We start from the raw sequence: 10672 nt of genomic DNA, 5'->3' as shown, positions 1-10672 counted from the left end.
GAATGCTACAGTTAAGAAATACTACTATAAATCACATCAACAACTTAAAGAGCATCTTTATAGCTTCGTTATGGCCTACAATTACGCTAAAAGACTAAAAACTCTTAAGGGTCTCACACCTTATGAGTTCATATGTGATCAGTGGACAAAATTTCCTGATTTATTTATACTTCCATCACTCTTTGGGACCATACACCTAATATGTGCAGGAGCTGATATTCATACAAAAGATGAAGATGGCCAAAACCCTTTACATTCCATTTTTAATGCAGATTGCTTTATGAAAGTATTACAGATTCTAAGGGACGAAGGTATTAATATCAATGACGAAATGTTCAAACCTAGTACTCAGGTGGAAGTTTCAATGCTAGAAAAGGATAATAATGTTCTTGCACAACCTTAAAGTACAGATATTTTGGTATTACCAGCAGATAAATCTGCATGACTTTTTTCAGTATAAAGCAATGCAAGCCCTATGTTGTTGACACTAGAACGTAGCTCTCCTACTTCTGCACTGTCGCTGGTGATCACTTTAGTGCCAATACTTGGGAGTGCACTGTCTCCTTGCACAAGATATAGTTTTCTTCGTAATGTTTGTTGTCTTTTCATGCGATTTACAACCTCTTGGCCTATGTAACACCCTTTGTTGAAATCTATACCGTTTATATGATCAACTAAATACTGAAGTGGAAATGATGAGTTTTGCACCATATCTTTTGCTCCATCTGGAATAAGATTACGAATTCTAATTAGTTCATATTCAGTGTAATCTTTTATTGGTTCTATTATTTCATTTTTATGTATTATTCTTACTCCTAAAGAGGTATGTCGTGGGTCTTGAAAAATAATCTGTTCTTCATTGTTATGTTCTGCGAATTTAGCATTAAAAAAAACTCCAACTTTATATAGTGCACTAACATTTTTGATTCTGACTTTTAAGTAAGTTTTAAGCAGATCTAGTTTTGCAATAATCTGTGTTAGGTATATACTCTCACATTCTAGGAGAATATATTTACCATATTCAATAAGAAAAAAATCGTATAAATATTTTCCCTGAGGGTTAAGTAATAGGGAATATATGGCCTTTTGATGATCCAATTTTTTGATATCATTTGTTATGATGCTCTGTAGGAAATTTTTTGTGTCTGAACCATGCAGTGCTATCACACCTCGATGAGGTAGTTGTATATAACTCATATCCTATAATTACACAACCTTATGCAATATTCTGTCTAGTCTCAAGGCAACTGGTACCCTAAATGACAGCCAGTCAACTTTTTCTAATTTAAAAGACAAACCCACCATACTTACACGACCGATTATATTTTCTATTGGAACAAAGCCGATTTCAGGAAATCTACTGTCTAAAGAATTATTTCTATTGTCTCCCATGGCAAAAACTTGATTATCAGGTACGTAATAAGCAGGAGTGTTGTGCGACAATCTATGAGAAGTATTGTCTATTAAAATTTCGTGCTTTTTACCATCAGAAAGTGTTTCTATGTATCGAGGTATGTTGAGATTTGACTCATAGTCAAGGAAACTCTCAATTTGCTCTCGTGGCATTTTTTCATTATTGAGGTATAAGTCACCATTTATTATCTGAACTTTATCGCCAGGCAGGCCTATTACTCGTTTAACGAATCTAATGTTATTATTTTTCGTGGGTTTAAAAACTATTATGTCGCCACGCTGTGGTGAAGTATAAAAAATTCTGCCATTGAAAATGTTTGGTGAAAAGGGAAAGGAATGTTTGCTGTAACCATATGAATACTTGCTAGCGAAAATGTAATCACCTTCTAACAGAGTACTCTTCATCGAACCAGAAGGTATATGAAATGGTTCAAATAAAAAGCTGCGTATAGATAGCCCTATTAGCAGTAAAAAAAAGAATGAAGATAGAGAGCTTCTTGTTCTTGTTGTCAAGTTTTCTTTCAATGTGCAACCTTTGTAAAATATACTATATAGCGGATTTTGTGTTATTTTTCAAATGTAATGCTCTGAAGTAGATAAATACTCCTGCCATAATTATGGGTATTGAAAGTAATTGTCCCATAGTCAAGTCGAGCCACAAATAGCCAATCCGGTAGTCAGGCTCACGGAAAAACTCAATTAGAAAACGCATTGCTCCACACCATATCATTGCGATACCTGTTAATGCTCCATGGTAAAGTCTTATTCTAGTGAGAGAACATAGTAGATTTATTACTATAAAAAGCAGCAATCCTTCAAAGAATGCTTGATACAATTGAGTTGGATGACGCAAAAGGTTATCACCGCTCTCTTGAAATGTCATACCCCACGGCATGTTTGTTACTCTGCCAAACAGTTCTCCATTTATAAAATTACCTATACGACCTAAAAGCAGTCCTATTGGCATTCCGCAAGAAATTAAATCTAGTGTATAAGACACAGAAATTTTATGTCTGTGACATACAGCTATTACCGCACATAAAACACCTATCGCACCACCATGAAATGACATACCACCTTCCCAAGTTTTTAATATATCAATTGGATTACTTAGATAAAAACCCGGGTCATATATTAATACATAACCCAATCTTCCTCCCAGTATCACACCTATAATAGCGCTAGTTAAAAGTGAATCATAAAAATCTTTAGTAAATATTTTTTGGCTATCCAATTTATGCAAGTACCAATATGTGAACAATATACCAAAAACATATGCTAAGGAGTACCAATGTATAGAAATAGGACCAACACTGAAAATTATAGGAGACATACAATTACTAATTTATATGAATTTTTCTTGATCACACATCACTCTTAGATAATCTGCTTTTTTCACGATCCCACTCTCTCTGTTTGATTGTTGCTCTTTTATCATAAAGTTTTTTCCCTTTCACTATCGCAATTTTGGTCTTTGCTATCCCTTTGTCACTAAAATAAAGCGAGAGTGGAACAACGGTAATACCAGAGGTTTTGATGTGACCAATTAGTTTGCCTATTTCTCTTTTGTGCAATAATAATTTACGTTCCCTTTTTGGTTTGTGATTTTTTCGAGTTGCAGCTTTGTACTCTCCAATATGCATGTTATGCAACCACATTTCATTATTTTTTTCAATTACGTAAGCATCAGAAATGTTTGCTTTTCTTTCTCTGAGAGATTTCACTTCACTGCCTAACAAAACCAAACCTGCTTCAAGCTCCTCGAGAATAAAATATTCAAACCTTGCTTTCCTATTTTCTGCAATAATCTCCATACAAAATTCTTTTTTCTTTTTTGAAAAATTTTGTATATATTATACTATATGCAAAGCCACAAATGTAAACAAGAAATAAAATTCATTTCTCTATCTTTTATTACTTTGTTTACCTTATGGGTTATATTGTCTGGCTACTTTGAATCTTTTTTCATCTTGTGTGGACTATTCTCATCTGCATTTACACTTTTTATTTTTAAACGATTAATAAGTGCTGAGGATTCTCTTAATCGTATTTTAAGCAGCACAAAGAAGCTATCATTTTGTGGATTAGCAAGTTATATACCATGGCTAATATATCAGATTATTTTATCAAGTATTTATTTAGCAAAAAAGGTGCTGCAGTTTAATCTTCAGCTTGAACCGGTTATTGTTTTACAAAAGTGTAAAGGTCATAATGACAAGAGTATTACTCTATTTGCCAATTCAGTGACGATTACTCCAGGCACTTTAACTATTAATGTTGAAAAAAGTCAGCAAACATACCTAACTACAATATGTTTAATAGATAAAAGTCTTGAAAGTGGTATTTCTGAAATAGAAAATAAAGTATTAAATAATTGTTCTCAATAGGTTAACAGAATTCCTATATTCTTTTATTAAGCTTTCAAGTATCTCCCTTGGCAGGCTATTACTAACAATAGAACATAAGTGATTGTATAAATCTTCTAACCTTGATATATTATTCTTTTTTTTGCTGCTAAATTTATATGGAAAAATCTCTTTCATAATTTCAATAGCAACAGCTTTATGTAAAAATATATTTTCACCTGTCACACTTATCCTCACTAAAGTAGTACTAGCTTCAAACTGCTCTTCTGTATGAAGATCTGGCAATTGAGTCACCTTAATCACATATAAAGTTGTTATTTTTGACAAGTGATTGTCAGTATATTGACAATTCTTTATCACTTCCCATTTAGTAACCTGAGATTTACTTATTTTCGCATTGTGTGTTGGCTTATTCATCTAACTCTCCATGTAACTAAGTACGAAATTATACCTCTATTTTGTTAAATAAATGATAATATGATCGTAAAATTCAAATTCTGGATGGCGTGTGGTCAGCTATAGAAAATCAACTTCTCAATTATTAATTGAATCGGAGTGCTATATATACCAGTTATTATTGTTAAATTTGTCATGAGTAACAGGCAAAAAATCATATGGGCTGACTGTGCTTGATTATTTTTACCAAAATACATTTTTTCCGCCATTTTCCACATATATATTAATGCAAGAAAAGATCCTAGTACAAATATTGCAAGTGAAGTCCACGCATGAGATTCTATAATAGCTTGCATTATATACCATTTGCTCACGAAACCGCTAGTGAGCGGCACACCAATTAGAGCTAGGCTTAATATAGTAAATGCAAAAGGAATTGATTTCTTCTTTAGACCTTCTAAGTTTTCTGCATCAGATTTGCAACTTGCAATCATAAACAAAGATGTTTTTATTATACTATGATTTACCATATGAAGCACTGCTGCAAATAAACCTGCCTTCGAATTTAAGCTTAATGCCAATAGTATATAGCCAATTTGGCTAACACTAGAGTGTGCCAACAATTTTTTCATGTCATGTGCAGTAATTGCAAAGATTGAGCCAAATACAATAGCACAAAGTGCGATAGTAGTTATTACATAACAAAATGGTGATTTAAGTAAGAAAACATTCTGATGAAAAACGAAGTAAAAAATTCTGATGAAAACATATATCATCACCTTAGTCACTGTGCCTGAAAAAAATATGCTAATGAAACTAGGTGCATGAGTGTATGCATTAACCAACCACCTACTTAGAGGAAATAGTGCTATTTTAATTGATAAACCAACAAAAATGAATAATGCTCCAAGTTGTATAATTTTATTATCATGCAACGGTACTATTTTTTCAGCTATATCAGACATATTTAGTGTTCCGGTCATTGAGTACAAAAGTCCAACACCAAATAAATAAAATGTTGCTCCTATAGTACCACTGATTAAGTATTCAAATGCTGCAACTAGAGCTTTTTTATCTCTTCCCATTGAAACAAGCACACAAGAAGAAAGAGATACAATCTCTAGAAAAACATAAAGATTAAATATGTCATTTGTGACTAAAATTCCAAGTAACCCACTTAAGCATAGTAAAAACAGTGAATAAAAATCGGTTATTTTTTTGTGACTAATTTCTTTTTCGTTAATATAGAAGCTACAAAGTACGCTAATTAGTGCTATAAAATTCACTAAAGTTAGCATTAAAGAGTTTAATAGATCAATTTTTAATTCTATTCCATATGGAGGCACCCAATTGCCTAGGTGGTAAATAATTATTTCACCTTTATATGTTTTAATTAATAGTATTGATGAAATTACCAGAGTAGTTATTGTTGTGATAAGGGAAATAAACCAAGATGCTTTGTGTTTCTTGCTAAGAAAACAGAGCATTGATGCAATGATTGGTATAATAACTTGTAAAACTGGTAATTGCATTAAATTGTTGTTAATATACTGTTAAAGTATTAGTATATAGGATACTTTTTGTTTTAGTACTTTTTATGTTATCTAAAATTTGTAATTTATCTAGAGTTATTTGTAGCGCCATAAGATGTATGGTATGTAGAAAAGGTAACTTTGTAGGAAAGGATGAAAACGGTAATTCCTACTATGAATCAAACAGTGGGAGAAGATGGGTAATGTATAACAAAGTTTCCGAGCCTACAACAGTCACTCCAGAGTGGCACATATGGCTCCACTATTCCGATGACACAGTACCAACTGGTAGAAAAAAAAGGATCGTGAAGCATGTTCCTAATTTAACAGGTACAAAAAGCACCTATTATCCAAACCAAAAAGTGAATGACTATTATACAAGTTGGAATCCTAATAATTAAAGATGCGAAGATCTCATATATTTGAAATTACTACTGGAATATTTGTATTAGTTTCTACTATTTTTTTACTTTTTTTCGCTTTTAACAAGCTAGCTTACATGAGAAAAAACTACAAGGATTGTTATAAAATATATGGCCTTTTTTCTAGTGCAAACGGTACAGAGATTGGTGATAGTGTAAAAATTTCTGGCGTGGATGTTGGAAGTATAACCAACGTATCGCTTGACAAAACTGCATATGTAGCACGAATTGATATGTGCATAAATAGAGATATAGAATTACCAATTGATAGTTCTGCAACTATTGCTAGCAGTAGTGTTATGGGCGGTAAATTTATCAATATTTCACCTGGATCAGATGCTAAATTAATGTCCAATGGTGACAAGTTGGAACATACTCAATCTGAAGCGAGTATGGGTGGAATAATGGATAAAATTATTGGGATGTTCTCGAAATAGAGATTTATAAAAAAATCCATTACAATACAGAGAATTTTGCGTCAATTGTAGATCTATTTTATAATAAAGTAAGAATGGAATAAACGAGTTGAACATCAAGAATAATAACTTGATTTTTATAGTCAAATCATGGACCATCAAGTTATGCAAAAATATCTATAATGAAGGAAAAAACTTTCACAATAATTGATGGTTACGGTTTTCTCTTCAGGGCTTATTATGTATTACCTCACTTAACTACCACAACTGGCCTACCGATAGGTGGAGTATATGGCTTTCTCAATATGATACTAAAATATATCGCGCACTCGGATTATTTAATAGTGGCGTTTGATGCGGGAAAAAAGAATTTTAGACATAATTTATACTCTGAGTATAAGGCAAATAGAGTATCTCCTCCTGAAGATTTAATGCCACAGTTTACCATATTGAGAGAGGCGGTAGAAGCTTTTAACCTAAGCTATGAAGAGGTTGAAGGCTATGAAGCAGATGACATAATTGCCACCCTAGTTGCAAAATACAGCAATTATCAAAACTTAAAAGTGGTGGTAGTTTCGTCAGATAAGGATTTATTTCAACTTTTGAATTATAATATTTTGATATTTGATCCGATCAAAAACACATATGTAGATGAAAAACGAGTGATAGAAAAATTCGGAGTAAATTCAAATAAATTGCTAGATCTGCTTTCTTTAACTGGAGATGCGTCTGATAACATCCCGGGAGTACCAGGAATAGGGCCAAAAACTGCAGCCAAGTTACTAGGTGAGTTTGGTTCATTGGATGGTATTTTAGAAAATATAGGTAAGATAGAACAAACTAGGGTGCGTAATATACTTACTGAACATAAAGAGAAAGCAGTAATTTCAAGAGAGCTTGTGTCACTACATGAAGCGGTAGATCTTCAGCATGACGTTGAAGAGTGTAAAGTTCATATCTCTGATATGGAGAAGTTATTATCCTTTTTAAAGAAATATGAGTTTAATTCTTTGATCAATAAAGTAGAAAAACTTTTTGCTTATAAAGAACCACATAAAGAAGAGAAGATAGAGTATAACAGTCAAGAACTGGAAAAATTTTTAGAGCACTGCAGGTATGAAGGTAGGATAGCTATCTATTGTCATTATGAAAATGATACGTTAAGTAAGATTTCTCTATCTTACAGTGAACACAATGTTTTTTATATAGAACAAGCCAATGTACAGGATGTATTGATTCCGATTAATTCACTGTTATGTGCAAATGAAATACTCAAAATAGTGCATGATATAAAAGGAGTGAAAAAAATCATACCTGCAGTAGAAAAAGCTCTAGATTCAACTGATGATTTAATGCTCATGTCATATAGTTTAGATACAGGAAAACATGATCATAGTATTCCTAACATAGTTGCACACAACTTAAGTGGAGATGCATGGGCTTTTTCAGCACAAACTTTAATCACCCTACATAAAAAATTGAAACAAAGATTATTTCAGGAAAAATTATTCTCAATTTATGAGCGCTTTGATAAACCGCTTATGAAAGTGATACTTGATATGGAGAAAAAAGGAGTACTGCTAAATGTACAAAAATTGCAGGAATTATCTGATGAGTTTCAACAAGTAATTGGTGTGCTTGAAAGTACAATACATGATTTAGCGGGAGAAAAATTTAACATCGCTTCACCAAAGCAGTTGAGTAACGTTTTGTTTAATAAAATGGGTCTTAATAAGAAGAAAAAGTCAAAGTCAGGTGCGTATAGTACAAATTCTGAAGTGTTAGAAAAACTTGAAATTGAAGGAGTAGAAATTGCAAGTAAAATTTTAAATTGGCGACATTTAAGTAAATTAAAGAATACCTACACTGACGCATTAATGAAGCAGGTGAGTCATTTAGATAGCCGGGTACACACAAGCTTTTCAACAACTGCAACCACAACTGGCAGATTAAGCTCCAGTAATCCTAATTTACAAAATATTCCAATAAGAAGTAAAGAAGGAAGTCTCATCAGGCAAGCATTTATTGCCCCAGAAGGGTATAAAATAATCTCGGCTGATTATTCACAAGTAGAACTGAGACTTTTGGCACATGTTGCTGGTGTTGCAGCATTTAAAGAAGCATTTACAAATGGTCAAGACATTCATGACATCACTGCAAAACAAGTTTTTGGAGTATCAGAAAATGTCAGTGTAGATAGGAGAAAAGCAAAATCCATTAATTTTGGTATTATATATGGAATCAGTCCGTTTGGATTGGCAAAGCAGTTGGGGATTACAATTCAAGAAGCAGCTGAATATATCGATTATTACTTTTCCTGCTATCCAGAGATAAAGACCTACATGGAAGAAATGATATCAGTTGCAAGGTCAAATGGCTATGTGGAAACTATATTTGGTAGGAGATGTTTTGTAAAGGATATAAACAATAACATTTCTTATGTAAGACAGTTTGCAGAAAGAGTAGCAATAAATGCACCACTACAAGGCACTGCTGCAGATATAATAAAACGTGCAATGATACAACTTTTTGATCAACTAAAAACAGGCAAAATTATATTGCAGGTTCATGACGAGTTGCTTGTAGAAGTGGAGAAAGGAAATGTGCAGGAAACAGCAGCATTAATGAAGAATGTCATGGAAAATGTGGTAAAACTTTCTATACCACTTGAAGTAGATATAAAAGTGGGTGATAACTGGGGGTTTAAAATTTCTTAACTGTGCTGTCGTATTGTAAAGATTGTTTGAATTAGTATAGAAAATGTGTTAGAATAAAATGTAATAAATGTAAGTAACAGTTATGACAACAATAAGAGGTACTCGTGCAGTTCCGGAAACTCAGAAAACTCAGGCTTTTAATGCAAAACGTAAAAAGGCAACTAAGGAAAAAGGGTTCAAGAAGGAGCATCAGCAGATTTATGATGCATTTTTACGCGCATTGAAATCTGACGAACTAGATCCAAGAGGAAAAGCAGTTGCTACTTTTTTGTATGATAATACTAATAATATATTTAATGATGTTGATCTAAAAAGGATAGAACTACTAAGTAAAGAAAATTTTTGTCAATTTTTACTTGCTGTATTTAAAGGAATAAAAGCAGGAAATTTGGCGGATGAAGAAAATTTAAAAAATGGTAAAGTACAGGCATTAATAGACAAGTGCATTACTAATGCGTGTGGTACGGAGGTTAAAGATTCATTTATCAAGCTTCTTGGAGTACCTATTGGAGTTGAAATAGATCCCAAGAACGTTGCTAGCTCTGTTAAAAAGGGGGTATTGAACAAGATTCCATTTTTAGGAAACAAAGAAGAAAAGAATGAACCCGCAAAAAGCGATGTAAAATTGGTCGCTGATGCACTTGCGAAGGTTTTGCTACCTATTTTCCTTTTTATTGTAACAGCAATGTTTATTGAGGTTAGCCAGACGATGATAATTTTTGCTGTTATTGGTCTGATATTTGCTACATGTAAAGCTATAAGCAGTCTGTTTGCAGATACGCGTAATCAAGGAAATGCACAGGAAGATCTAACAGATTGGGAGGGAAAAATTATCGAGGGTATTAACAAGACTCTGCCTCAAGACTTGGAGAAACAACTACCCGGCAAAGTAGGGAAGAAACCGCATATTACTCAAGAAGAAGAGAGAAGAAAGAATAATTCCCCTGGGTATATAATAAGTTAACAGAAAGGATATGATATAAAATGGAGGGGGTTTCAACCTGCCATTTTTTATAGATGTATGGTCCCAAAGAGTGATGGAAGTATAAATAAATCAGGAAATTTTGTCCACTGATCACATATGAACTCATAAGGTGTGAGACCCTTAAGAGTTTTTAGTCTTTTAGCGTAATTGTAGGCCATAACGAAGCTATAAAGATGCTCTTTAAGTTGTTGATGTGATTTATAGTAGTATTTCTTAACTGTAGCATTCTTTAGGTAGTGTCGACATTTATTTTAACCAAAGATATATAGAAGCAATATGGACAAAAGATAAGAAAGAAATAGCTAATTTATCATAACGAGTAGCAACCCTACGAAAATTCTTGAGTTTATTGAACATTCTTTCGATGAGATTTCTCTCTTTATAAAGCTCTTTATCGTATTCTCTTGGTGTTTTTCTATTGGAAC

At 32.9% G+C, this 10672-nt stretch carries 13 protein-coding genes and 2 pseudogenes; 7 read left to right on the top strand and 8 right to left on the bottom strand.

Annotated features, from left to right (window positions below):
- A pseudogene (locus tag IC220_RS04690) lies at nucleotides 1–200 on the top strand (IS3 family transposase); the annotation flags it as partial.
- An 80-nt stretch (nucleotides 201–280) separates the two neighbouring features.
- Complete coding sequence (locus IC220_RS08020; protein ID WP_255424135.1) at nucleotides 281–403, top strand: hypothetical protein; 123 nt, start codon at nucleotides 281–283, stop codon at nucleotides 401–403.
- Here the strand turns inward: IC220_RS08020 and ygfZ are convergent.
- Genes ygfZ through smpB form a run of 4 tightly spaced genes read right to left on the bottom strand, consistent with a single transcriptional unit; the run spans nucleotide 400 to nucleotide 3263 of the window.
- A complete protein-coding gene (gene ygfZ / locus IC220_RS04685) occupies nucleotides 400–1197 on the bottom strand; it encodes a CAF17-like 4Fe-4S cluster assembly/insertion protein YgfZ (protein ID WP_188153389.1) in 798 nt (265 codons plus the stop codon). The two genes, IC220_RS08020 and ygfZ, sit on opposite strands and share 4 nt — an antisense overlap.
- A gap of 9 nt (nucleotides 1198–1206) precedes the next feature.
- Nucleotides 1207–1938, bottom strand: coding sequence for a signal peptidase I (gene lepB / locus IC220_RS04680; RefSeq protein ID WP_188153388.1), 732 nt, complete (start codon nucleotides 1936–1938; stop codon nucleotides 1207–1209).
- Nucleotides 1939–1960: 22 nt separating this feature from the next.
- The gene (lgt, locus tag IC220_RS04675) at nucleotides 1961–2746 is read right to left on the bottom strand and encodes a prolipoprotein diacylglyceryl transferase (protein ID WP_188153387.1); all 786 of its coding nucleotides are present in this window, start codon (nucleotides 2744–2746) and stop codon (nucleotides 1961–1963) included.
- A 31-nt stretch (nucleotides 2747–2777) separates the two neighbouring features.
- A complete protein-coding gene (gene smpB, locus IC220_RS04670) occupies nucleotides 2778–3263 on the bottom strand; it encodes an SsrA-binding protein SmpB (RefSeq protein ID WP_369408760.1) in 486 nt (161 codons plus the stop codon).
- A 12-nt stretch (nucleotides 3264–3275) separates the two neighbouring features.
- Between smpB and IC220_RS04665 the strand changes: the two genes are divergently transcribed.
- Nucleotides 3276–3800, top strand: coding sequence for a Na+/H+ antiporter subunit E (locus IC220_RS04665; RefSeq protein ID WP_188153385.1), 525 nt, complete (start codon nucleotides 3276–3278; stop codon nucleotides 3798–3800).
- Here the strand turns inward: IC220_RS04665 and IC220_RS04660 are convergent.
- Nucleotides 3780–4196, bottom strand: coding sequence for a hypothetical protein (locus tag IC220_RS04660; protein WP_188153384.1), 417 nt, complete (start codon nucleotides 4194–4196; stop codon nucleotides 3780–3782). The genes IC220_RS04665 and IC220_RS04660 overlap by 21 nt on opposite strands.
- Before the next feature lie 95 nt (nucleotides 4197–4291).
- Nucleotides 4292–5707 (bottom strand): proton-conducting transporter transmembrane domain-containing protein, encoded by a 1416-nt coding sequence (locus IC220_RS04655; protein WP_188153383.1) that lies wholly within the window; start codon nucleotides 5705–5707, stop codon nucleotides 4292–4294.
- 65 nt (nucleotides 5708–5772) lie between these two features.
- Here IC220_RS04655 and IC220_RS04650 point away from each other — a divergent pair, with 65 nt between their 5' ends.
- From IC220_RS04650 to IC220_RS04635, 4 genes are all read left to right on the top strand, one after another.
- Complete coding sequence (locus IC220_RS04650; protein ID WP_188153382.1) at nucleotides 5773–6108, top strand: NADH-ubiquinone oxidoreductase subunit NDUFA12 family protein; 336 nt, start codon at nucleotides 5773–5775, stop codon at nucleotides 6106–6108.
- A gap of 2 nt (nucleotides 6109–6110) precedes the next feature.
- Nucleotides 6111–6566, top strand: a complete 456-nt coding sequence (gene mlaD, locus IC220_RS04645) for an outer membrane lipid asymmetry maintenance protein MlaD (RefSeq protein WP_188153381.1) — start codon at nucleotides 6111–6113, stop codon at nucleotides 6564–6566.
- A gap of 161 nt (nucleotides 6567–6727) precedes the next feature.
- Nucleotides 6728–9262, top strand: a complete 2535-nt coding sequence (gene polA, locus IC220_RS04640) for a DNA polymerase I (RefSeq protein WP_188153380.1) — start codon at nucleotides 6728–6730, stop codon at nucleotides 9260–9262.
- 82 nt (nucleotides 9263–9344) lie between these two features.
- The gene (locus tag IC220_RS04635; protein ID WP_188153379.1) at nucleotides 9345–10226 is read left to right on the top strand and encodes a hypothetical protein; all 882 of its coding nucleotides are present in this window, start codon (nucleotides 9345–9347) and stop codon (nucleotides 10224–10226) included.
- Here IC220_RS04635 and IC220_RS08190 read toward each other — a convergent pair.
- Nucleotides 10171–10480, bottom strand: a pseudogene (locus tag IC220_RS08190) (hypothetical protein); the annotation flags it as partial. The gene IC220_RS04635 and the pseudogene IC220_RS08190 overlap by 56 nt on opposite strands.
- A 13-nt stretch (nucleotides 10481–10493) precedes the next feature.
- Nucleotides 10494–10672: transposase (locus IC220_RS04625; RefSeq protein ID WP_188152690.1), on the bottom strand; the 179-nt coding region annotated here is incomplete at its 5' end.

The sequence above is a fragment of the Wolbachia endosymbiont of Pentalonia nigronervosa genome (assembly GCF_014534705.1).
Taxonomy (GTDB): domain Bacteria; phylum Pseudomonadota; class Alphaproteobacteria; order Rickettsiales; family Anaplasmataceae; genus Wolbachia.
The sequence above is the reverse complement of the archived record's forward strand: the minus strand, read 5'-3'. Positions and strand labels throughout refer to the sequence as shown.